Here is a 24646-nt window from a genome sequence, read left to right on the forward strand (position 1 = left end):
CACCTCATTTTATTTTTGTGATGGGCATGTGGTTTGGCGTCAACGGATGACGCCTGAGTCTGCGGTCTCTTTAAAAGAAACCGCAGATCGAGGTTGATCAGCCTTCGCCTAGCTCGCGCATAACTGCGTACAAGGCGGACTTGGCTTCGAAGCCAACACCTGGAATATCTGGCAGGCCGACATATCCATTTTCCACCTTGATTCCGTCGGCGAAGCCGCCGAAAGGCTGGAACACGTCGGGGTAAGATTCGTTGCCGCCCAAGTGCAGACCGGCTGCGATGTTCAGGGACATCTGGTGACCACCGTGCGGCACTACGCGGCGCGAAGACCAGCCCATTTCTTCCATCACTTTCAGAGTGCGCATGTACTCCACGAGTCCATAAGACAGCGCACAGTCGAACTGGAGGAAGTCGCGATCCGGGCGCATGCCGCCGTGACGCAGCAAGTTACGGGCGTCCTGGTGGGAAAACAGGTTCTCCCCGGTCGCCATAGGCAGTTCATAGTGATTGGCAAGCTCAGCCTGAAGTGCGTAATCGAGTGGGTCGCCGATCTCCTCGTACCAGAACAGGTTGTACTTCTTGATGGCTTCCGCGTAAGCAATACCGGTCTGAAGATCGAAACGACCGTTGGCATCGACCGCCAGTCGACGACCGTCGCCAACTACTTCGAGTACCGCTTCGATACGACGGATATCTTCGTCCAGTGGCACCGCACCGATCTTCATTTTGACAACGTCGTAGCCACGATCCAGGTAGCTCTGCATTTCTGCTTTGAGTTTGGTCTGGTCTTTACCTGGGTAGTAGTAGCCACCCGCCGCATAGACCCAGACCTTGTCATCGGCCACGCCGTTACGGTAACGATCAGCCAGCAGACGATAGAGAGGTTTGCCTTCGATCTTGGCGACGGCATCCCATACCGCCATGTCGATAGTGCCAACTGCTACTGAGCGCTCACCGTGACCGCCAGGCTTCTCGTTGGTCATCAGGGCTTTCCAGATGGCAAACGGATCCAGGTTATTGTTTTCATGGTCGACAAGCGTGTCTGGATCAGCTTCGGTGATACGCGCCAGGAAGCGATCACGCATCAGAGCGCCTTGGCCATAACGACCGTTGGAGTTGAAACCGTAGCCGATGACAGGTTTACCATCGCGAATCACATCCGTGATAACAGCGACGACCGAGCAGGTCATTTTGGAAAAATCGATATAGGCGTTGGCAATTGGGGAGGCAATGGAAACAGTTTTTTCACGGATGTCTACGATACGCATAACGGGTTCCTCTTGTTGTTTGTGGCCCCACGTTATGCTTTGCGATGTGACCCGCCCAATGCTATTAATGCCGCGCCCTATGCACAGGAGGCATTGCCCTTGGAACTCGTTTGGCTTGAGGATTTTTCAGCGCTTGCGGAATACGGCAGCTTTGTACGGGCGGCTGAAGCGCGCCACGTAACTCAGCCCGCATTCAGTCGCAGAGTCCGGTCTCTGGAGAACTGGATGGGCGTCGAATTGTTCGTGCGCACCCCCCAAGGAGCGACCCTGACCGAGGCTGGAAGACAGATTTTGCCTAGCGCTCAAGAGGCAGCCAGACGTTTGTACCGGATGCGATCTGAGGCTCAGGAAGTGGCGGGGATGGCCGCAAAAACACTGCAATTCGCAGCTACTCACTCCTTGTCATTCACCTTCTTCCCAAGATGGCTGAGAAGTGCAGAAAATGGCGCACCGATAGATGCGGTACGCCTGCATTCAGACAGCATGGCTGTTTGCGAACAGATGCTAATTCACGGCCAGGTTCAGTTTCTGCTTTGCCACCGCCACCCAGATGTGCCGCCTTTGCTAGCCCCTGATCAGTTCACTGGAAAGAAGATTGGCGAGGATGTACTCGTGCCACTGGCGAGTCCCTCTGCCAATTTTGGTTCCTCCCCTGAAACACTGCCTTACTTGGCCTATACGCACGAATCGGGGCTTGGCCGAATCGTCGCTCACCGACTCCACGGCAAAGAAGATTATCTTCATCTGAAACCTCTTTTCAGCAGCCATCTTGCTGCCGTCCTGATGTCTATGGCACTGGAGAGCAAAGGGGTTGCCTGGTTACCAAAAAGCCTGACTGAACAGGAAATGATTGATGGACGTCTCGTTCGGGCGCTCGACGAAAGTTGGGATATTCCTCTGGAAATTCACCTCACGCGTCCGACTGCCCCCATTAGTCCGTCAGCAGAGGAATTCTGGGCCCGAGTGGGCAACGATAAACCGCGTTCTATATGACATGTTGCGTTGCTCAATAGAAATACGCGCGGCGAGGCAAAGACAGGTGCGGCGGCGAAGAACTTTCTGTGCACGCGATCTCCGGCCCAGGCAGCAGCCTGCGCGGTGTCCAGGATGAAATTGGGCCGCACACCTAGAGGTGGCTCGAGTTGTCTGGCGCGGCGAGGAGGGCGGTAGCATCGAGTTTCTGTTCGGAAGATCCGCTGTCTTCATGCAAATGCACGTGGCAGGTAAAAGGCGCTTGCCGCTGGTATCGGATAAACGCGGCGCGTTCGCTGGATCGAAAGCTGTAGTGCAGCTGAAATCGGCCCCTTGATGATGGAGTTCATGGGCCATCGCCAGCATTGGCGTAATGTCAATTCCGCCGCCAAACAACAGGTGGCGTTTGGCTGAGTCCGCGCACAGCGAATATTGTTGAGTGAGGCCGCAGGCAATGTGGATGTCGATGTGAGCAACGGCGTTGAACGGTGGTAACGGGCTACCGTCTGCTGAGCACAGTTCAAAACTGCAAAGACCTTCGGCCTCAACGACTTTTCTTGACGGCCAGGGGTAAAGAATTGCATGACCGTGCGCTCAAAGTTGCACTTGAGTGAGAGTCGCGTCTGCAAAGCGGTGTGACGGGCACCGCTTTATCGGAATCGTATAAGCTGTTGATTTAATTGAGTAAAATTAACAGTGCTAGCCCTAGATTGGAAAACAGATTTCTGTTTTCCGGTAAAAAGCTGCAATTCCAGCCATTTTCCACTCAACGACTGCACTGAACGGGGGCTTAGTCGACCAGTTGTACGACAACCTCTAGCCCCATCCTGAACTCAGCCACGGGCCAAGCGCGAATGTCTTTAAGGGGCTTTGTCGCGGCCTCGCCGCGAGCTCAGCTGTCAACGGCGGTTAGTCATCGCCGGGAAACAGACTGGCAGTCCGCAATCATTTTTCAGAAAGTGAATTCAACGCGTTCGCTCTCCTAAGCGCTTAAATGGCTCGTCTAAATCTTACCCAACGAGCCCAAGGAAGCCGAAGGTTGCATGCCAAGAATGCGTCCAGGCGAAAGTACATTCAGTTCTGGAACGAGGTTCACGCCATACCATCAGGGATGCAGATGCTATCCTGCACTCATAAGACACGCGATTTAATAGACGAAAAATTTCATATTCTTTCTGGTGTTATAACCATGTCTGGGGGGTAATCGGATCGTCGCTTTATTTATATATTGCGATTTTCAATTTATAGGTAATTAAATTGCTCGCTCACAAGTGATTGTGCTGGCAGGAAAAATACATCGAAAAAAATACTAAATAAATCCCAATATTTAAATTTCAATTTAAGCATTATTCGGACTGCCAGTTTGTTGACGGTAGTGAGTTAATAAAAGTTGTTGTGGCTATCGGCGTTGTAAGCTAGCGTCTGTCACTAGCAACTGACGTGTAGTCTTCTGATAGATTTCAGTAGTCGTCTATCAAAACGTAAGTCCTGCGTGATGGGACTGCATGCCCATGAAGACTTGGCCGGCATACGGCTGCAAAAGGTTTAGATGTAGGCGAGCGCCGGCCACTTACCAGCGACGGCGATTACCTCAACCAAGATCATTCTGATGGCGGCGCAGAGTCATGGTTCCAAGAGGTCGCCTCACCATTTTAGTGAAATAAAGTGATGGTGTTAACCACGAGCATGTAAGAGTCAATGGGTCTCGGATGGTTGATTACTACTATGAGTTTAACATGACAGGTGATAACTAAGGTGAGTAAGGAAATTCGCACGGCCATAACTATTCATGCTTCTAAGCCGGTTCGAGTTAAGGTTCCACCCCTGAAGATCCCACGGCCTTGGAAGCCAGCTAACGCTACAGTTACTCAATCCGCCGTGCCTTATGAAGCTCTCGATGTGAGCGATGCAGAGTTACGGCTTGCGCGGAAGCGCGATGCGATATTCAAGCAACTGAGACTAGGCTTGATAGGTCAAGCCAAAGCCATGGAGCTTTTGGAGGTCAAAAAAAGCCAGTTCTACAATCTCTATCGGTCATTTTTACAGTCGACTAGCTATCTTGAGCTAACTAGAAAAAAGCGCGGAACCAAGCCCGGAAACCATAAGCTAACACCGGGCCAGCTCAGCGCTCTCGAACTTTCCTATCAGGAGAATTATAAGGGGCCAAAAGCATCATCAGCGAAAGTTTGGAAGGGGGCAGAAGGACTGGTACCTGAAGATGAGTTGCCGCCCAGCAGGTATCAATGTAGGAAGTTTGTGGCTGCAAAGCCGGAAGAAGAAAAGTATTACAGAAAGTATGGCAAGGAGGCTGGCGACAACAAATACAAGCCGAAGCCCAAGAAAAAAATCATGGAGCGTGTGCTTCAGCAAGTCCAGATGGATCACACTATGTGTTGACATGTTTTTGGTCGACGAGTTTGATCGCAAGGTTTTGCTAGGGCGCCCTTGGTTGACAATGATCATGTGTTCCCTCACAAGGGTGATACTTGGGATGTATCTGAGCTTCCGCCCCCCGAACTTAATAACTGTAGCAAGCGCTCTCGCCTTTGCAGTCCAGGACAAGTCTAGGTTTTTAGAACTCTACGGGATCGATCCCAGGGAATATCCGTTTTACGGCATCCCCTTTTTGATATACACGGACAATGCTGCTGAGTTCATAAGTCCTCGATTCATGGCAACGTGTAGGAGATGGGGGATGGATTGGGATCATCGTCCAGTCGACAAAAAGTGGTACGGCGGGTTGATCGAGCGCGTAATAGGAACTTTCATGGGGGAAGTTCACTTCCTGCCCGGAACCACAGGGAGCAATGTGATTCAACGAGCAGGCTTAAATCCAGAGCGAGACGCTAGATATAACATAGTGGAATGTGGTAAGTGGCTGCTTGAACAGGCGATTATTTACCATGGTACGGTGCATGAAGGCTTGCATAGCACTCCGCGCCAGGCGTGGGTTCATTATGATTCACAAGGGCTTCTAGATCATGAGAGGGTGATTAGGCCGGATCAACAGAAGCGCTTTGAGATTGATTTTTTGGCGCCATCTTACAATCACACGATTCAACCATATGGGATAAATTTTGCGGGCAGAAGGTATCATAGTATCGAACTTGACCCGTATATTGGTGCAAGAGATGTGGAGATAATGTTTCAGCCTTATGACCTGGATTCAATCTGGGTTATGGTGCCTGGGAGATTTCTACATGTCCCGTGCATATATACCAAGAATCAACTGTCCAAAAATTGGGAGTCTTATAGTAGCCATAAAGCCTTGTCTAGTGCTCGACACGTCGGTCATAGCGCGCCCGCAGGGCTGATTGACGATGAGCATGCTTTGGCAGCCCAAAAAAGGCAGCGCGAACTAGCAGTTGAGGTTGAGACACAAAAAAATAAAAAGCCAAGGCCGCCCAAAGATATCACCGCGAAAACGGAGCGGCTATCTACTCACCCAACAGTCCAACCAGTAATTGGCCCACCACGTATCATTGAAAGTAGTCGAGGTGCGCCCGAGGTTTTGCAGCCTACACTGATAATTGACAGGTTCAAAAAATGATCATGGACGCATTCTCATCATACGATCACGTGTTACCAGAACTTCGCCATAATCTTCAACTCTCTGCGACTGAGCGTATTGAGATCTGCAGGCATGATTTTTGGATCGACACACCAAAATTCGCTTTGATGTTTGAGTGTATTGACCATATGTTGTACACCCGCAATCAGATTCAATCGTCTTGCATCTTTATACACGGTGCGGGTGGGGATGGAAAATCAGCTGCGTGGCATCGGCTGAAATTTCTCAGCGCAAACTCTGAAAGAAAAATGGTATTTGTCGAACTGACCGAGAATACTAATCGCTTCAAGTTACATGATCGTATCCTGGAAGCGTTTGGCATTGAGATCGGTCGCCGTAGCACTGCTGACAAAGAAGAGCTAATCTTCAAATACATTAAGGCGAACAATATTTGCGCCATCGTTATTGATAAACTAAACGATGCGCTTCTACAACCGTACGCTCAGAAACGTACGCTTCTTTCACTAATGCGTAACTTGTCGGGCACTCTAAAACTATGCGTAATTGCATTTGGAAATACTGAAGCATGTAGCGTCCTCATGCTGGATCGTATCATTGACGAATTCTATCGGGGCAGCATGTATTCCCCTCACATCGAGGCCAGCCATAAATGAACGCAACGCTGGTTGAGACAAGGGCGGGGTTCAAGCTAATGCGCAGCCTAAGTGGCAAAGACTACTACGTTATCGCTAGTGAGCTCAGCGAGCCGCGGTGAGCATCCAATTGGGTTGACTCACCCGGCCCAAAGGCCGTTTTCGAGCTGTAGTACTTGGCAAGGCGCGGCGAGCGCCTTGGATTTAGACCTTTATGTATCCCGCAGACCAATCCGCTGGACGGCTTCGTGTGCGCTCGCATTCACGTACCACTTCAAAGTGCACTAAGGAAAATGCATGTCTGATCTGAAAAAATTGAGCTCACTGTTAAGAACTACATTGTTAAAAACTCTGCTGACATTGATACGCTCTATAGCCAAGTTCGGTGCGAAGACAGTGAAGGAAAAACTTTCTATTTCAAAGAAGTTTGCATGTTGGACTACTTGAAAAGGCACGGGGCGATTGTTACTGACAAGCCTCGTACGTGGTACTACAAGCATTTGAACAAGAAAACCATCGTTCTAGTGGCGTTCCAAAAGGCAGATGGAAAGGTCGAGTATGACCTCGATCACATGAAGCTTGTAGCCAGGTCTAGTGTACTGAAAGGCATTGTATTCACTCTTGCAGCGGTTCCGGCAGGGCTAATTATTGCAACCGCCACATACGGCCTGGGTCTTTTGTTTGTTCCGGTGGGTCTTTTTTACGGATATAGAAGCATGTTCACAATTCCTAAAATGCTTCGGCGTAAAACACTAGTAAGCGAACTGGCCGGCCATGGTATCGTGGTTCGCTAACGCGGAGTGCCAGCGATCGCCCAGGCTAGGTTATTCGATTGAGGAGGGCCAGATGGTAGATGGGGTGATTTTCGATGCCTTCGGTACGCTTCTTGAGATTCGAAATAGGCAGAATCCCTATCGGCGACTTCTCCGTCTGGGCTCAGCGCAGGGGCGCGTCGCATCACCCGATGACATTCGCTGGATCATGACTAACGCCTGTGGGTTGCAGGGGACTGCTGATTTTTTTGGAATCAAGCTGTCCTCAACTCACTGAGCTCCAGAGCTGCCTTGAGGTCGAACTTGAATCGATCACACTCTTTGAGGATGCGCTGCCGGCGCTCGCTCTTCTGCGAAACCACCAAATAAAAATTGGCGTGTGCTCGAACTTGGGTGGCCCGTATTGCTCGGTAGCCCGGAATTTGCTGCCGGGGCTCGATGGCTATGCGCTCAGTGCCGAGGTTGGGCTGATGAAGCCTGATGTGGCCATGTACCAACACATCTGCACCCAGCTCGAGGTTGCACCCAGCCAACTCCCAGGATCGAACGCGCCTCACGTTTTGATGATCGGAGACTCCCGGCGATGTGATGCTGATGGCCCCCGAGTAGCCGGCATCGAAGGTTACCATTTGGATCGTAGTGGGGCGGGTCGCTTTTGTGATCTGCTTGAGTTTGTCACAGGTATCAACACCAGCAGAGGTTGATGCCCACAGCCAGCCCTTCGCGTTCGGCCTTTGAAGAGTAATTGACACTCTCTAGGGTGCTTCAATTCAGGCGCCCGACCCTCACAGCGGTACTTAGGGGGTTGCCGGTATTCAGCAACGTGGCTATGTTGATTGGGTGGCAAATACGAGAATCCATATGGACGATCAATCTTCAACGAAGCATACAAACATGACGATCAGGATGAAGGTGCAGATTGCTGAAATTCTGCTCAGCATGTTCACGGCTGAGCTGCAGAGCATCGTGCGGGACTCTGACTTCAGAGACGATGCTGAGCATGGCATCGCAAACAGCCTGCCCGTAGATAGCGGACCCCTAATCCACGTTGGCTTTGGGTCGGGGAAAACGATTTTTGGTTCTGTCTGGATGAATGCTTTAACCAAAGCATTGGATGAGGCTGAGCAAGCGCGCAAGGCATTGGATTTCATTGCCTCGTACTGTCGATTTATCGAACTCACACCCTCTCTTGAACGGGAGGTCAAGTACTGGCTCGAAGTCTTGGCGTTCGCCCGGGCCACTGTGGCGAAGCTCCTTATCCTTTTTGCGTATTCGCGGTGCTCCTTCCTGACGCTTCCGCTGTTCGCTGACGGCCCTGAGCTCAACGGCTACAAGCACCGCCTTCGCTAACTCTTCCTTCGAATTGTTCATTTTCCTTGTTCGATTGGGAGATTTGCTTGTGCCTGAAAAAAAGCGCTGTGCCTGCTCCAAATGCCCGCACACGGGCAAACAGGGGCGTCCGGTACCCGTGTCGCCTTCGAACCCCGCTTCTGAGAAGCCCCAGGAGCCCCAGATGCGCCAGAAGCCTGAGCGGAAGTGGGTCACCCGATTGCTGGACATCCTGAAAATCGTGATTGGCCTGGCCAACTTGATCCTCGGACTGTTCAAGCACTGATAGCGTGCCCCCACTGATTGGGGGCGCTCTACTCTGCAGCAGAGGGCTCCACACTGGCTCGCTGACCTGCAACCTTAGCGTAATCCACCAATGAGTTCGGCGTTTCGCCCCTCGGGCGGCTTCGCTGCTTTGACCTCCAAAGGGTTAGAAGGCTGAAGCGGCGCGTGGCTTATTCCTGGGTGCTCAGCCAGTGGCTGCGCTCCCACGCTCGTAGAGTTATTCTTCACCCTCGTGCTCAGGCCGTTCGAGAGGGGGCTATGCGCAAAGGTGAGATACCGACCGAGCTCTCATTGCTCGCGTTTGACTTCTTCTACTGGTTTTCACGGTTTGAGTTCTGTCTCAAAGAGAACGGTTACCTAAAATACGAAATCCCTGGGCAGAAAGCTGAACCAAGTTGGGACAAATTTGTAGAGCGCCATGCCGAAACCTACGTACTGACAGCTGAAGCGGCAGAGCTGCTTGCTGCTCCACCTGATCGGCAGGTGGTTGGGGCCGGGTTGGTTTTGGAGTGGGCACCAGTTGGATTTCAAGACTGTAGATCTGACCTAGCAAAGGTTGTCCGAACGGTGAAAACAGTTCGAAACAATCTATTTCATGGTGGCAAGCATGGCACCGCGGGCTGGGATAGCCCTCACCGTACGCAGTCTCTCCTAACATCGAGTGCAGCTGTGCTGGAGGGTTTGGTGGAGCTCGGTGATTTCCGAGGCGACTACGAAAGGTTTTATTGACTTGTGATCATCAGCAGTGGCGAGTGAGCCAGCTCGACCCTTAGCGCAGTAAGCGAAATGTGGTTAAGCTCGAGCATGATGGATCAACCCTCGCGTGAATGGAGGCGCCATGCCCTTAACCGTTTTTTCCGCATCCCGCCGGATGGAATTGGACGTTGAGCAGCTATTGACACAGCTAGGAGCTGAGACTGTTTATGTCATGCCGTCGAAGAGTACGCCCATTCCGGAAAGCTGGAAGGTGCATTGTTCGACGGATCTCGAGTGCCCCTCGTGCTTCTGCACAGGTGCGGAAGTGGTAAGGGCGAGTAAGTCCAAGGTCGATGGTCACAATGTGCGGCAGGCCTATTTCCGGTTCCCTCAAAGTGATAGTTCAGCAGAACACCATCCATTCTGTGATTTTTCGGGGAATGTCTCAGCTGCGTTCATCCCGGAAAACCTTGTCCAGTTTTCGTCTGCGAAGGATGGCGTCTCCAGGGTTGTGCGGGAGCTCGTATGCAAAGGCATTCAGCTAGAGGTATTCACGCAGTGGGATATTCGGCGGATGCGCGAGTGGTTCTTCCAGACCAAGCTGCAGTCGCAGTTCACCATTACGCTAGATCCCAAACTGCCTGGATGGCTGGATGGACTGCATCGTCATGCCTCATGGCCTCAAGATTTGGATGCTGTGCCTATTGGGTTGACGACAGAGGTGCTGGGCATTCCCGGTTTTAATTTCGAGGCAGCAGCAACGCGAGAGGTCTCTCAGCGCCATCGCGCTACGCTAGACATCCTCCGGGAGAATCGCTTGTACCCAGGTGCAATGGTTGAGCGCCTCGAAAAGCTGGCCACTGACTACCATGGAAAATCGGTCTACGACCCTACCGTTCTGCAAAACCACTTCCAGCTCACTAACCGGCTTGCAGCATTCATATGCTCAAACCATAGCCCGTTGAGCCGGTTATCGAAAGCTCACTACCCCTTGAATGGGCTGAAAAATGTCAAACCGCTGTTGGCGTTTTCGGCTTTGCTATTGTTCATTTCCGACTGGCAGCTCGACGCTGCGGTCAGCCGCTTTGCGCAAATTGCCTCTAGTAAGCTGCAGGCGGATGAAACGTTAGGCAATGTGATGGGGCTTAACCCTTTCCATGACTTCGCGGCATGGGCCATGTTGAAAAGCATCCAAGATTTGCCTTCAATCCAGATCCCCCCTCTGAGCGTCAAAGAGGAAATCGCTTTGAAGGTTGCTGAATTGAAGAGGCAGGCGGGGACGTCGAACTAAACCGTACCCGGATAAAATCTTCGAGGCTTTTGCTACCAAAATTTAAGCGACATGCCTGCTGTCAGGGATCCTGCTCCAGGTGGCGCCATAATATCATCGCGCTCCATCATCATGTACAAGCGAATGGAGACGGCCCGATGTGGTTTCACGGAATTAAGGATGTTCCACGTTACGAACTTTACAAATTGAAACAAGTCCGAACGAAGGCATCATGGGATAAACCCGTTATTCCAGGTGGGCCACCGCTAGCTATTGATCCATCGCTTTTTATTTATGCGTCAACCCGCGCGTCAATCCTCGGGCAAAAAATCGGACTAAGAGGGCAACTGGCTGGACGAGGGCTGGGCGCAGCTGCTTTATGCTATCTGACAACTAATCTCTACAGTCCGGGCGCAAAGGCAACTAATAATATTTTCCTTCATCACAATTTTAACTATACCAAAGACTTCATCGGCTCAAGTATAAAAGGAACAATCGGTGCAGCCTTGGCTTACTTGGAGATGCAAGATCAAGGATATGCATGGTGCGGTCATTGGGAGGACTGTACAACTCCTGCAGTTTCGACCACAAGCTCCTCAGCATCGACGTCGAAAACTACCGTCTCAGCCAAAGTGAAAGCCAAAGCCAAAGCACCCGCGCCTGACTTTGTGTTTGCTTCCTCGAGCAACGTATGTTTAGTCGATGCTAAGGGTTCTGCTCGAACGATGCAGGAAGTGCAACAGATCGCCAAGAATGAGTGGAAGCGTCAAATCTACTCAAACAGACTAGTAACGTTAGCTGGCGGTGGCACGGCTACCGAGGGGCGCATTATCGCGGCCTCGTTGGCAAATCCGAATGGTGTCGGCCTAGTAACCGCGCACGGACGATTTATAGGCTCTTCTCTTCCTCCGGGCACTGGGCATTCGAGCCGAGTGAGCACTACCAGCAAAGCGATAAAAACTGTTCAGAAAATCAATTTCACCAACGCTTTCTATCTCTTAGGTTTAAACGCTATGGCCAACCATTTCATTGGTGGCCCTCTGGGGCTAGCGAGAGCCGAAATGGATGCTGCTCGGCGAAGTGCAGTAGATATCGATGATCTAGGTTCCGTGTACACAGGCAAACGACGAATTGTCGATTTGGGCGATCAAGGTGCTTGGACAATGCAGCCGTTCTGTAGGCTCGACGTGCTGGAGGAGGCCTTAGAAAACCTGGTTTCTGATAACGCTCCGGCAGTTGCTGAGACCCCGGCGATGCTGGCCCCGCCCCCTGACAATGCGAAAAGCTCCGGAGACGGAAAGGTAGTTTCAGCTAGCCAGGTGATATTCCAAAGTCGTGATGGGGTCGGAGCAATATTCGAGCGTGTGGCGGGTACCTGATTCCCGAGCGCCAAAGGGGATGATCCTGTGTTCAGCTTGGTGATGCCGGAAGGTGACACTTACCTGCACAGTGAGGAGCGCCGCCTGTTCTACGTCCCTTTGACGCGGGCGCGCCGGTCTGTCGCGATGTTTACCGTATCAGCCCGAAATTCGCCATTTCTGACGGAGTTGGTGAAGGACGGGGTGGTGACGGTCACGGATATGAAAGGCGAGCCAATCGAAGAGGAGCGTTGTCCGGTCTGCCAGCATGGTGTCGTGCTTCATCGCACCGGTAAGTTTGGTGATTTCAAATCCTGTTCAGCGTTTCCTCGCTGCAAGTACAAGCCGGCGAAGCCCACGAAAAAGAGCGTAAGGCAGGCAACATTTAAACCACGCCCATATGCTCTTTCTTAGTCGTTAAAGGGCCTGCCGATGAAAGAATTCCGCCCCCCCTATTTGGCTTGTAGAACGTAAAAAGTTGCGGCTCAATAATCGGCGTTACTATTTAGTTCGAGGCCGACCATGCTAGCGAGAATCGAGACGTCCAAAGCGGTTGTAAAACGTTATTTCAGCCGACCCTGCGACACGCCCGAGCGGGGTGAAAAACTGATCAGAACAGCGTTGACCCTGTGCTCGCTGGGCTGCCTGAACGACAGTCAGCCAGTCTCGGTATTTGCACATAACAAAACGCTCCGGCTCATCACGCTCAGCTCTGCTGGTCACCGCGCGGCTTTCTACGCGGAGCTTCAACAAGAGATCCATGCACTGCTGGCGGATCATCTTACCTATCGGGTGAAGGAAGACCCGGAGATCGCGGTAGTGGAAATCATTGAAAGTATGTCGCGCCATGAGCGAGAGGCATGTGAACGTGGAAAAGTGTTGCTAGAGAACCACAGCAAAATCTCGGCACAGGCCGGCACAACAAGCTCGGAGAGCGTAGTCGTCAATTGACTCATCCAGGCGCCAGCGGCGTTTCTGATCCTTGATTCGGCGGCGATCGCGCTAGCTCTGAGGTAGAACTTGCGGTGGTGCGAAATAAGCTCGCTGGGCGGGCCTAGGTTGATCAATTAGGAGTGAGACATGAGGTATAAAGCCCATCCTTTCCCGTTTGATGCGCAGGCGGATCTCGTCATGAAAGCGTTCATGAAAGCCACCGGGGAAAAGCTCGATCTAGAACGCAAACAGTTGGGTGGTGGCGATGAAGTCCAGCGCTTCAGCCACGGAGGATCGTGGCAGTCACATCACAGCTACGCTCCTGACCGCGTCGACCAGATGCAGACCATTGAGCATGAAACAAGGTTGCGATTTGAGGACATCATGGAGGGCCGCCTAGACGTCATTGAGCGCACGGTAGATGAAATTTCTAACGGCATGGCGAACAGCTTTGCCAAAGCGTTTTACCAGATGATTTCCGATACGTGCGAAGAGAGCGGCAACGTCATAGATGGCTCTACAGGGAGCTTGGGGGAGCAGATGCTCAAAGCCATTGAGCAAGTCGAATACTCGGTGGGTCGGGATGGGCAAGTATCGCTTCCAGAGTTTCGCATGCACCCTAGCCTTGCTGATAGTCTCCATTCTGATCCTTCGCTCCAGGAACCTGAACTGCTGGCGAGGGTAGACGAGGTCATGAAGCTTAAAACAGCCCAAGCGTTGTCAGAGGAAGCCACGCGAAAATCCAAATTTCGTAGCAGGGAGCAGTGATGTCCAAGGTTTTGCTGTGCATCGGTTGTGACGATTATCAGTCTCTCAATAAGCTGTCTGGAGCCGAGCGTGACGCGCTTGCTATCCATACCGCGCTTTCCACGGGGTCATTGAGCAATATTAACCCAGCGGACGCCTATTTGCTTGACTCTCCGGCCCGGCATCAGCTGGATGCTACGCTGCTTGATATTCAAGATAGGTACGATGAAATCGAGAGTTTCACGCTCTTTTTTGCAGGCCACGGCGGAGAAGCCAATGAAAGTTATTTTCTTTGCCTGAGCGATACCCGAGCTGATCGCCTTTCAACCACTGGTTTTGCGCTCAGTCGTTTGTTCGAGTACTTCAACGAGCTCAAAGCAGCGCACTGTAACGTTATCATCGATGCCTGCAATGCAGGCGGTATGGTTTCCAATTTGGGCATCCTGCTAAAACCCGAAGTGATTGGTAAGGCCAAGACATTCGGCGTTTCATTTTTTGTATCGTCTGCGGCTGATCAGTACGCGGGCGAGACCAGTCGTGGTGGGTATGGCACCCTAGCATTGCTGAAAGTGCTGTCTGGAGAGATCGATACGGGTTCTCGGGCGAGGATGCTTGATCTGGTGGATATCGGCCGACCCGCAGCGCAATACGTGGCAGAGCAGACCCACGGAGGGCAAATGCCGTCCGTATGGGGCGTCAACCTCTACGGTCATATGCCGCTGTTTGGCAATCCGCATGCTACTGACAATCCAACATCCTCTTTGCTAGGGCTTACGGGGATATCACCCGCATCCCTAGCTGGACAAGCCATCAGCAGTCACTCTGCCGAGCTCTACACGCTCATGTTCGCTCCGGAACACGAGCTCACTCCGGAAAAGCTTTTTCCTGTCCTCACCAAGTTCGTTGATCGATTGGCCGACATACCCAACTCAGTTGGGGCGTTCATTGGCGGGATCTGGCAATCATTGGAGAAGAGCACAGGGCGTCACGCTAATAGCTTCTCACGAGTGGAGCTGCGCGCTACGTGCATAGCTCTGCTCCTTTCTACGTCGCATCAGGACACCACCTCGCGCGACTGCATAGCCTGGCTTGCGCACGGAATCGTAGGGGAGGTTGAGCAGCTGCTCCGCGATATCCTCCAAGGACTTCGAGAAAATCCCAGCTCGTTGTGCCGTCATGGCATTCCAGATCTGTTCTACCTTCCGCAGCGCATATCGCGGATATTGGGATGGGCCGGCGCAGCGGTGCATCTGGCTCGGGAGCTTGGCATCAGTGACGCTCCACTCAGGGAGGCACTGGAGCAACTCAGCGTTTTTCTGATGGAGCACTACGCCAGTGTGTGTGCTGGCATGAGCGAAGACGAAGCGCCGTACTGGGCCTCGTTCCTTACAGCCATCAAAACCGATGACCTGAATGGCTTTGGCGAGCTGGTCGTGAGCACGCTAATCAACGCTCTCGTGGAGCATGAGGGCCGGCTTGCCAGGCCCTTGTTGCCGGCGAAGGATGTCTGTGCATATCTCAAGGCACGCGCGGATAAGGACTCGGCTGCTTTGAAACGCTTTTGCAACTCGCCTTCTGAGACACTAGCGCTTGTCTTTCTAATAAGTGAGCGACATTCGCTGGAAGAGGAATTGGACTACAACCTGGCGAGTCTCGATCACGCGCACCTTAATATCTTCATCCCGCAAAGCTACCTAGAGTTCAGCCAGCCATTCGTTCCTAACGGGATAAACCATGTTTTCCAGATCGGCCACAAGGTTTGGACGGTGGCAGATGTTGCTAAGCGTTGGAAGACTGCGTGCATCCCGCAAATGGAAAACGACACATCGCTGTGCCATCCTTCTACGCGAATCGGCGCGCTATGCGCGTCGCTAATCTTTCCGGATAGGGTGCCCTGGTTTCTCCTCAGCGATTGAGGCAGCAACCGGCGGCCGTGGCGACCACTCGATTGTGTATCTTGGCCAGCCTCAGTGAATAAACTAGCAATCTCACATCAGCCCCTGAGCGGGTCATCCCTGAAGATCCGAAACTTGGGATAACGGTAGGGATCCATCGCGCCGAACGCGAAGGTTAGAGTGCTCGCTAACTCGCGAATGAGAATATCTATGGCTATCCCGCAGCGTGGGGTAGACGCTATCATTCTGCCAATTACCTCGTTAGCCTCTTGGGCTTAAGCGCATTTCGACAAGGAAGTGAGTGAATGGCTTGTACTGCCCGGTGTATCTCCGGCCGCGTTCAATTTCCGCATCGGATAAATTATTCCCAGCTTAACCCTATCAAATCCGCACTCAGTTGTTTCTGGGCATTGAAGGCGGAGGTATAGCCATGAGCAAACCAAATGAGGCATTGGAAGACGCATTATCCAAGGCGACCGCAGATGCGGTCGCGAAAAGCCAGGACGAGGTGAGCAAGCTCAGCAGGCGTGTTGCTTCTGTATTGGCCCAGATGAGTAAGACGGCAGACTTTGCGCTGTCCCAGCGAGTACCGGACGCTGAAGGCGACGCAGCCCAGACGTTAGCTGACATTCTGAACGAAAAGCGCGGATTGATCCTGGATCTCGTTGAGCGCCAACGAAATGCACTGAGCACGTTCAATATCGTGCTTTTTGGTCGTACGGGGGCGGGAAAGAGCTCGCTGATCACAGCATTCACCCGAGGTAACGGATCAATTGTTTCCCAAGGTGAAAGTGACTGGACAACGGACGTTCAACCACTCGCCTGGAATGCATGCTTGATCTACGACACGCCGGGCATCAACGGGTGGGGACGGAATAACTCGCGCCTAGATCTTGAAGCGCGGGCCCGTAAGGCAGTGGAGGTCGCCGATTTTGTTCTGGTCTGCTTTGACAGCCAAAGCCAGCAGGCAGATGAGTTTGCCAAGTTTGCCGCGTGGGTCAGCGAGTATCGCAAACCAGTCATCGCAGTAGTCAACCCGCGAAACGCTATGTGGAGAATGCCGAGCCGCGTGTCCGCACCAATGGCCCGCGGTAATCTTTCACGAGCAGTCAGCGAGCATGCGACCAATATTCGAGATGAACTGTCGCGTCTCGGCGTGAATGACGTACCGGTTGTTGCGGTCAGCTCCAAGCGTGCTGTCTTCGCTCGGGCGTCAATGCCATTTGAAGGCCCTGATCTTGAAAGCCTGACCAAACAGAGGGATCTGTACAGCTGTGACAGTTTGGAGCAATGGTCTAATTATCCGCGTCTCGAAGACCTGTTGGTGTCGGTGATCACCGATGCCGCGGTTGATATTCGGCTTGGCTCCCTGAATGACCAGCTAAGGGGTGTTTTTAGCAGTTTGAGGCGTGCTATCGATGAAATTAGGCATGAGTCCAGTCTGGGTGCCGAGTCACTAGAGAGAAACATGCTTGAACCGATGCTGGCGCTCGTGGGCTATCCAGCTTTAGATGACTCGGATAGTAGAAAAACTCTGGCAGTTGATGACATGGACTTGTTGACTGAACTTGAACAGATCAGAGGCGGAAGGTTCCAGGCGTCGCAGGAGGGGGAATACGCTCAGCAAATCTCACTCATGCTTGGCACCACGTTGGGCAACCTATGTCACGCTTCGCTCAGTAAAGCCGATCGCATTGTCCGCGCTGCATTCGAACGTCGTGAAAAGCTGTCTTCGGACGACGTCAGGGCAGAGTGTTTCGATGAAAAAGAAATTATCGAGCAAGCGCAGTCCGTGCTGGTGCGCGGCTTGCAGTTTCTTCAAGCTAAAGCGCGACTGACACTCAGTGATGCCAAGCTGGAAATGGATATTCAGCTTCAAGGATGCACGATCGATGGTGATGCGGGCAGTGGTTGGAAGTACAGCGCCTGGGCGATAAAGGGGGGCGGGATACTGGCCGGTGCAATTGGCGCATTAGGAAGCTTTGCGGCCATCAACGCTTGGAATCCTTTCGGGTGGGCAGCCGGTGCAGCGGCTGCCATAGGTCTTGCTGGCGCTGTCGCCGCTAGCTTCTTCGGTTGGGGAGGGCAGAAGGCGCGAGATCAGGCAGAGCGTGAGCATCTGGAGGGAAGGCGGCGGGCCACGGCCGAGCTGCATCAGCTCATATACAAGGCATATAGTGGTGTAAGGGAAGAGGTGCTTGCACAATCGGAACTCGTCCTACTGAGTGCTACACGCGATCTGTTGTTTCCAGCTGTTCGTAGCGCGCTTTCGTTGCGCCGGGTCGCGCAGAGATGCGCGACAGTCATAGAGACCATTAACGAGCAATCTGGCTCTCTTGATGTCTCACGCAACGCACAGCTGCTGGTATGGGAGATCGCCCAAAATCGCGAGCGGGAGATGTTCAGCCAACGTCCTAATGCTGGCGCGCTTTACTGGTTAGGTGAGGATTGGATTGAGGATCCGCACGGCCTGACGCTGACTCAGGGAGGCTCAATCGCTGGAAGAACCAGAACTTACGACCTCAACGTATTCGAGAAACTGTTTCTGGGCATGCGCGGCTTCCTTAGTCGATTTACCCGCGATCTCACCCTTTCAGACTCCCTGGGGTGGCTCAACGACGCGCAGCAAGCTTGTGCGCGTTACCTAGGGGGCGAAGACGTTCTGAAAGCCCTCGTGGATTACTCGCGGGCAGGCAGGCCGCGCATTCATGTTATAGGCGACTACAACACCGGCAAATCCAGCTTCATCAAGCGGCTGCTGCTAGATGCAGGCCTACCAGTGCCGGATACGCTCAAGGTGGCTGGCAAGCCATTGACGGACGTTTCGAACACGTACGACATTGACGGTGTCGACCTTATTGACAGTCCTGGCTTCCAAAGCAGCCACCATGTGCATACTCAAGAAGCTTGGGCCGCGTTGGCTGACGCCAGCATCGTCATTTTCCTCCTGCAACCCAACTTGATAGTGGGGGATGATTCACCGTTGCGTACGGTCACTTCTGGCGACTACGGCAAGGGCATCGTTGATAAACGAGACAGCACGTACTTCATCGTCAACCGCTCAGACGAACTGGGGGTCGACCCGGAGCTTTCTCCTGACGTCTATCTGAAATTGGTAGAGCGCAAAGGTGTAGAACTGCGACAGGCGCTGGCGTCGCGCTCTATCGATGTTGATGAAAGGCAGATATTTTTCATGTCGAGCGATCCCTATGGGCTCGTCGGTGACCGCAGTGACGCAGACGCGTCAGCTTTTGATCCCTATCGAAACTGGGATGGTTTCACGCCTTTTATGGTGGAGCTTCGTGCATTGCGACAAGGTTTGTCGGTGTCGGGCATAGCCCATTCGATCCTGCACGGAGGCATCCATCGGTTGTGGCAACAAATACTGGTGTTGCGATCCGAGCTGCAACAGATGCGCAGGCAAACTACAGAGCTCGAACAACTCAAGCTGCTCCTCCTGGAATGCATCGACCAAGGCGATCGGCTTGGTGAGAATTATCGGTTCAGGCTCCGATCTCTTGTGCACAACAAGGCGAACGCGCTTAAGCAATCGATGCTTTCGGAGCGTGATCCAGTCAAGCTGAAAGCAAAAGCAGAACAACTGCAAAACTGGTGGAGCGACCTGGAGCTTGAAGCGGATATTACCGACTGGCAGACAATGTTCAGTAAGGATCTGGAGCGATGGCAGCATTTATCGAATGAACGTATTTCTCGTCGGATAGAATCTGTCACTTTTCGGCATGCCTTCAAACGCGAACAGCCTAAAGGCGAAAAAATTAACGATGCCAAGGGTAAGGGGTGGGCGTTTGAGATCTTCGATAAAGTCGGACGTTCATTTGGCGGCGCTACCCGGGATGTCGTTTACAGCATTGGCAAATCGCTTGGTTTCAAGTTCCGACCATGGGGCGCAGTAAAGCTGGCCAAAACCTTCGCCAAAGCGGGGGCGGTGATTGCAGTGATCGGAGTTGTGGTGGACTTTGCCTTCATTTTTGTGGACGAGAAGCGAGTCGCAGAGCGCGAAGCCGCCCGGAAAGCACTGGCCGACTCGCTGAATAAATCCTCGGATCAGTTGATTGAAATCTTGACCGAGGGTACAGACGACGCTCCAGGGCTCATAAGAGGAAAGGATGAGCTTGTCGGCAGGTTCCGAGATTGCGACGAGGCGTTGGGGCGCGATATTTTGATACTCAGCCAGCAGTATGAAACGACTTCAGAACGTGTTGATGTGTATCGAAGCCTATGCAGCAGGGGCTTGATACTTTTAGGTAAGAATGGAGACGAACTTGAGTAACTCGACAGCACACCTGATCGACCGAATCTGGCAACACCTACTGAGTTACGCCCCGAGCACGGATGTGGTGGCGAAGTACCGCGACCAGTGGCTGAAGATTGCCGAAATACCTACCGCCCGATTCGTCATCTTCGGTGCTTACGATGCTGGCAAAAGTAGCTTGTTGAAGCGGTTGTTGGTCGATTCCGATAGCCCGGTGCCTGATTGGGTTGTGATCAGTGCTCGACGTGAAACGTTCGAAAGTGCAGAGACCCGCGCAGGTTTCATCACCTTTATTGATACGCCTGGCTTGGGAAGCGGTAACGCTGAGCATGACACGATAACCCGCAAGACACTGCAGCTTGCTGACGCCTACATCTGGGTAATGCCACCGCAACTCGTTACTTCTGGCCATTCTGATTATGTCTCACTGATCAGTGGTAGGTTCTTTCACCCGAAACTACCAGCTACCGCGCTGAAAGGCGTGACCGTTGCTGTCATCTCCCGCATGGACGAAGCAGGGGTGGATCCCAGCGACAGTCCGGATGGCTATGCAGGCCAGGTGGAGAAAAAGCTGCAAGAGTTTGCCAATATGCTCTCCAAGGATGACTTGGTAAAAAACGTTGCGGTGGTTCATTGCGTCGTGGCCGACCCATATCAAATGGTTGGCAACATGTCTGATCCAGATAGAAGCATGTATGACATTGGCCGGGACTGGGATGGAATTGCCGCTCTTGAAACGACGCTCCATAGCTTGGAAAAAGACAAGCCACACTTACGCGAGCTCTCGGGACTGCGTTTTGTGTATTCGATAGCCGCAGAGCTGGAAGAGGCGGTGCGGGCCCAGTCGGGTGTTCTGAAGTTGCAAGCCGAGCGGTTTGACAATGACACGCAACGGTACGCGTTGTTTAGCCAAAGGCTACAAAACCAAGCGGCCCACGCTGAGATGGACTTGAGAGGTCGGATCGAAGAAGCGCTTCGCCCCACCGCACAGGTAGATCTGGAGGACATTGACAGGGTGCTGGAGCAATTGGAGGTTACGCTTGCTGAAACGATCGGGCTGTGGGCGACGGACAGCATCTCAACACTGCAGAGACTCGCGCAGGAAATAGAACTTGAGATCCGTGAGTCCAATAGCCGGTTGGACATCGGCGGCCTGTTAAATAAGGAGGGGTTTGCGGCCCAAGCTTCCAATAAAGACGGGGCTGAGTCGGGGTCTTTCTCCCAGCACAGCAAGCGCTTGTTCGGTTTCCTTCCTGTGCTCGGCCAGTCTCTAAAAAAGTTAGCTGAGTCTGACATTGGAATGTCAATCGAGGAGGCGCGTGTCAAACTCGGGGAGCTTGTCGGTTTGACCGGGGACGAATTGAAGGACGCAATCGCCAAAATCTTTAAGTCAAAGGAGGCAATGGAAAAGGCCAGCAGCTACGTGCGCTGGACTTCGGCGATAACTGCATTGGCCCCGCTTGTCACAGAACTGGCGTCTTTGGGCACTGACCTCCTGCAGCAGCATTTAAGTCAACAGCAGATTGAAGCGGGAATCCAAAAGCGCGAGTCGCTCCAAAGACAGCTTGATAAGAATATAGGTGTTATTCGGGAGCAGGCTTTGCGCTTGTACACGGATTCAAGCCGCGCCTTGGATCAACAATTGCTGGCACGTCAGCAGGAGTGCGTCGAAGCTAAGCAGGCAGTGCTGGATCAGCGCCTACAGGCTGAAACCTTTCTGACAGGGCTTACAGCTTTGCTCGACTGACCCCAATATCGTCGTATACGCAACGCAACGCACCAGCCGATCCGGGCCTAAACCCCTGATCATTCGTGCTCAGATTGTGTGGCGCTGGATGGTAACGCGGCATAGCGTTGAGAATGCCCCTGCACTTCTGTAGTTTTGGTGAGCTAGCGCACTATCATGCAGAGGGCAGAGACACCAGATGAGCCGGCCTCGATGAGGCGTATAGTCCTTGATTCTTATTCGCTTACCCAGCTTCGTTAAGTGGGCGGCGACAGTCACTATTGGTAATAGGAGCCTAGCTGCTGCGTACCCCTAGTCGAAACATCTGCATTCGCGACGTCGAAAACGTCCCGCTACAGCTAGGATCCCTGCTGCTTCTCCAACCAAATAGAGCACTCGATCCGACCGGGTAGATTTCAACGGCGGTATGTGGCGACGTTCGACCTTCAACCCACCTTGCTCATTCGCTGACAAAGCAAATCAGCAGATTTGGTCGGGGAACGCCATTTTCTGAAAGGTCATTACGTTTAGCGGCAACTGCTGGTGATCTCCCCCCAGCGACGACTTACTCAGTGCAGGGCCTGCGAAAATTCTGTTTTTTGCCTTCTCTTGATGCAGTGGCCGAATCTGGCATCCGCCTCTCAGTGATGACATTATCTCGCCATCTGTAAATATCACTGGTGGAGAATGGACTTGCTGGATCTTAAGGATGACGAACAGCTCAGGGCTGCATGTATTAGCCTCCAGGAGCAGGTGATGTCCTTGGCGGGCAATCAAAGCTGGATCACCGAATTCCAGAAATGGTTGGTGCGTGTCAGGGATGTGTCTCATGAAGAGTTCCTAAGCAAGGACTTCCAACTGGCGCTCTGGGACACTGAGGCTGTTTCGGCAACAGGCATGGGGCGCATCAACATTTCTGCGGTCGCCGAAAATTCGGCAATCGCAGAAAGCCTCTGGAAACTGAAGCAAAAGTACGCGCAGACCCTGGATCCTATTGAGAATGAGATGCTCATTGCTGACGCTTGGTCTCAAATTGCATCCGCGGTTGCTGGGCTGACCAAAAGAAACCCTCGACTCAAAATGTACCGCGTCTTCGCGTTGCTTTGTCCAGGTGCTTTCACGTCGATAGCGCATCATCGGAAACTGCGCGAGCTGGCTCATGCCTTGGGGATTCCACTGAGCGGTCAGAGGCGTCATCTGCACCAACTCGTATTGAACCGGTTAGATGATGTGCTGGGTGAGGTGGCTGACGTCTATTCCAGGGAGGGGGTCTCACGCTTGACGCTGCCTTGGCTGCTGTTCGTCAACTATGTTCAGATTCCAGAAGGCGAAGCCACCGAAGTATCCGATCTGGAGACAGGTGACGAAGTACTCAAGCCCTTGCCTCCTGAGAGGAGGAGGCGCGGTCTGCTGGCGATTGGCGGAGGCACGGCCACCATTCAAAGCATGATCGACTTTGCAAAGGATGGATGCACTCGTGAAGACTTCATCCAACACTTGCAATCGATCAGCCCTCAATCAAAAACGTCGAGTTGCAACACTCAGCTGAATGCTCTGATCGCCGAATGGGGCGTGCTGCGTGCCACCGCAAATAACCTGCAATTGACACCCCGCGGCGAGGCATTCCTGGAGTCGGGTGATCCAGATGAGGTCATTGACTGGATGATCACCCGCATCTTGGGGTTTGACTATTTGCTATCGGCATTGCGTGACACACCGTTATCCAACCGTGATGCCATCCTCACACTCAGAAAGGCAAACCCTGGATGGACGACTGATTTCGCCCCATCAGCGATTATTGGTTGGTTCAGGTACCTTGAACTGGTCACGATCTCCGAGAAAATGCTCAGCCTCACCGAAAGGGGTAAGCAGTGGGTTAATCGTATTCACTGGGAGCCTAAGGGCCTTCCGAGCATTCCAGGTATCAGCCCGTCCTTGGCTCAAGTACCCTCATTACAGCTCGATATCGAAATTGAGAGGCCGAAGCTAGGCGCCGTGATTGCCCGATTTGATCAAGAGTTTCGCTTTCCAGAAGAGCTGATCGGACAACTTGATGCTGGATTGTGGGGGCATCCGAGGCGTCATTTCGCAGTGCTCACAGGCTTGAGCGGTGCGGGAAAAACGCAACTTGCCCGTAACTATGCGCTGAGCCTGTGGCAGGACGATCGCGAGCCAAGCGAAGGATTGCTGATCGTGCCTGTCCAGCCAGGCTGGCACGATTACACGAGTCTGCTGGGCTACGTTAATCCGCTAGAGTCAGACGCGTATGTGCGTACTGGTGTTCTGGATTTCCTCCTGCAGGCAAGCGCCAACCCGACGAAGCCTTACACCTTGGTTCTTGATGAAATGAACCTCTCTCATCCGGAACAATATCTGGCGCCGCTGCTTTCAGCGATGGAGACTGGCGAAACAATTGTTTTTCACGGTCAAGTCGACGAGATTGATGGTGTTCCTCCGGGTATTCCGTATCCCAGCAACCTCGTGATCATCGGCACCGTGAACATGGACGAGACCACTCATGGATTGAGCGACAAGGTGCTGGATCGAGCCTCAGTGATCGAATTTTGGGACATTGAGGTCAAAGCATTTCCTGGCTGGCAGAAGAGCTCGCTTGAGGATGAACAGATCGCGCTCGTTAGAAATCTCATGTCCTCACTCATGGATGTGCTTCGGCCAGCCCGACTGCATTTCGGGTGGCGCACGCTCAACGACGTGATCGGCTATTTGCAGCAAACACAGGCGGGTGGTGTCATCGAGTTCTCACGAGCACTCGACCATGCCATTTATTCAAAAATACTCCCCAAGTTGCGCGGTGAAGACAGTCCTCGACTTCAGGAGGTCTTCACATTGCTCCTTACCACTCTCAAACATGCTGGGTTGGGAATGTCGCTGCGCAAGGTCAAAGAAATGGCCGACGACCTGGCTCACTCCGGCTCGACCAGATTCTGGCGGTAGACC

General features: G+C 52.8%; 18 protein-coding genes. 17 read left to right on the forward strand and 1 reads right to left on the reverse strand.

Annotated elements, in window-relative coordinates:
- Positions 1-97: 97 nt before the first annotated feature.
- Positions 98-1267, reverse strand: coding sequence for a mandelate racemase/muconate lactonizing enzyme family protein (locus PspR84_RS14865; RefSeq protein WP_053123197.1), 1170 nt, complete (start codon positions 1265-1267; stop codon positions 98-100).
- A 99-nt stretch (positions 1268-1366) separates the two neighbouring features.
- On the opposite strand from PspR84_RS14865, the gene PspR84_RS14870 reads away from it, so the two are divergent.
- The 17 genes from PspR84_RS14870 to PspR84_RS14950 all read left to right on the forward strand — a co-directional run bounded on the left by PspR84_RS14870 (position 1367) and on the right by PspR84_RS14950 (position 24643).
- Positions 1367-2260 (forward strand): LysR family transcriptional regulator, encoded by an 894-nt coding sequence (locus tag PspR84_RS14870; RefSeq protein ID WP_137217014.1) that lies wholly within the window; start codon positions 1367-1369, stop codon positions 2258-2260.
- A gap of 1734 nt (positions 2261-3994) precedes the next feature.
- Positions 3995-4636, forward strand: coding sequence for a hypothetical protein (locus PspR84_RS14875; protein WP_160057858.1), 642 nt, complete (start codon positions 3995-3997; stop codon positions 4634-4636).
- 298 nt (positions 4637-4934) lie between these two features.
- Positions 4935-5789: a Mu transposase C-terminal domain-containing protein gene (locus PspR84_RS14880; RefSeq protein WP_238785108.1), complete on the forward strand. Its 855-nt coding sequence runs from the start codon at positions 4935-4937 to the stop codon at positions 5787-5789.
- Positions 5786-6424 carry a TniB family NTP-binding protein gene (locus PspR84_RS14885; protein ID WP_160057860.1) on the forward strand — a complete coding sequence of 213 codons (639 nt, stop codon included), beginning with the start codon at positions 5786-5788 and terminating at the stop codon, positions 6422-6424. Before PspR84_RS14880 ends, PspR84_RS14885 begins: the two co-directional genes overlap by 4 nt.
- A gap of 293 nt (positions 6425-6717) precedes the next feature.
- The gene (locus PspR84_RS14890) at positions 6718-7197 is read left to right on the forward strand and encodes a hypothetical protein (RefSeq protein WP_160060096.1); all 480 of its coding nucleotides are present in this window, start codon (positions 6718-6720) and stop codon (positions 7195-7197) included.
- A 200-nt stretch (positions 7198-7397) separates the two neighbouring features.
- The gene (locus tag PspR84_RS29660) at positions 7398-7880 is read left to right on the forward strand and encodes an HAD-IA family hydrolase (protein WP_342793980.1); all 483 of its coding nucleotides are present in this window, start codon (positions 7398-7400) and stop codon (positions 7878-7880) included.
- Between the two features lie 157 nt (positions 7881-8037).
- Positions 8038-8526, forward strand: coding sequence for a hypothetical protein (locus PspR84_RS14900; RefSeq protein ID WP_160057861.1), 489 nt, complete (start codon positions 8038-8040; stop codon positions 8524-8526).
- Between the two features lie 522 nt (positions 8527-9048).
- Complete coding sequence (locus tag PspR84_RS14905; protein WP_160057862.1) at positions 9049-9519, forward strand: hypothetical protein; 471 nt, start codon at positions 9049-9051, stop codon at positions 9517-9519.
- 109 nt (positions 9520-9628) lie between these two features.
- Complete coding sequence (locus PspR84_RS14910; protein ID WP_160057863.1) at positions 9629-10777, forward strand: hypothetical protein; 1149 nt, start codon at positions 9629-9631, stop codon at positions 10775-10777.
- 137 nt (positions 10778-10914) lie between these two features.
- The gene (locus tag PspR84_RS14915; protein ID WP_160057864.1) at positions 10915-12135 is read left to right on the forward strand and encodes a hypothetical protein; all 1221 of its coding nucleotides are present in this window, start codon (positions 10915-10917) and stop codon (positions 12133-12135) included.
- Between the two features lie 27 nt (positions 12136-12162).
- The gene (locus tag PspR84_RS14920; protein WP_238785109.1) at positions 12163-12528 is read left to right on the forward strand and encodes a topoisomerase DNA-binding C4 zinc finger domain-containing protein; all 366 of its coding nucleotides are present in this window, start codon (positions 12163-12165) and stop codon (positions 12526-12528) included.
- 108 nt (positions 12529-12636) lie between these two features.
- Positions 12637-13065: a hypothetical protein gene (locus PspR84_RS14925; protein WP_160057865.1), complete on the forward strand. Its 429-nt coding sequence runs from the start codon at positions 12637-12639 to the stop codon at positions 13063-13065.
- A 129-nt stretch (positions 13066-13194) separates the two neighbouring features.
- Positions 13195-13815, forward strand: coding sequence for a hypothetical protein (locus PspR84_RS14930; protein WP_160057866.1), 621 nt, complete (start codon positions 13195-13197; stop codon positions 13813-13815).
- The gene (locus PspR84_RS14935; RefSeq protein WP_160057867.1) at positions 13815-15710 is read left to right on the forward strand and encodes a caspase family protein; all 1896 of its coding nucleotides are present in this window, start codon (positions 13815-13817) and stop codon (positions 15708-15710) included. Before PspR84_RS14930 ends, PspR84_RS14935 begins: the two co-directional genes overlap by 1 nt.
- Before the next feature lie 409 nt (positions 15711-16119).
- Positions 16120-19980: a GTPase gene (locus tag PspR84_RS14940; protein ID WP_160057868.1), complete on the forward strand. Its 3861-nt coding sequence runs from the start codon at positions 16120-16122 to the stop codon at positions 19978-19980.
- Entirely contained in the window at positions 19973-21709 is a 1737-nt protein-coding gene (locus tag PspR84_RS14945) for a GTPase (protein ID WP_160057869.1), read from the forward strand. Before PspR84_RS14940 ends, PspR84_RS14945 begins: the two co-directional genes overlap by 8 nt.
- 672 nt (positions 21710-22381) lie before the next feature.
- A complete protein-coding gene (locus PspR84_RS14950) occupies positions 22382-24643 on the forward strand; it encodes a hypothetical protein (RefSeq protein WP_174244454.1) in 2262 nt (753 codons plus the stop codon).
- Positions 24644-24646 lie beyond the last annotated feature (3 nt).

The organism is Pseudomonas sp. R84, from assembly GCF_009834515.1.
GTDB lineage: Bacteria > Pseudomonadota > Gammaproteobacteria > Pseudomonadales > Pseudomonadaceae > Aquipseudomonas.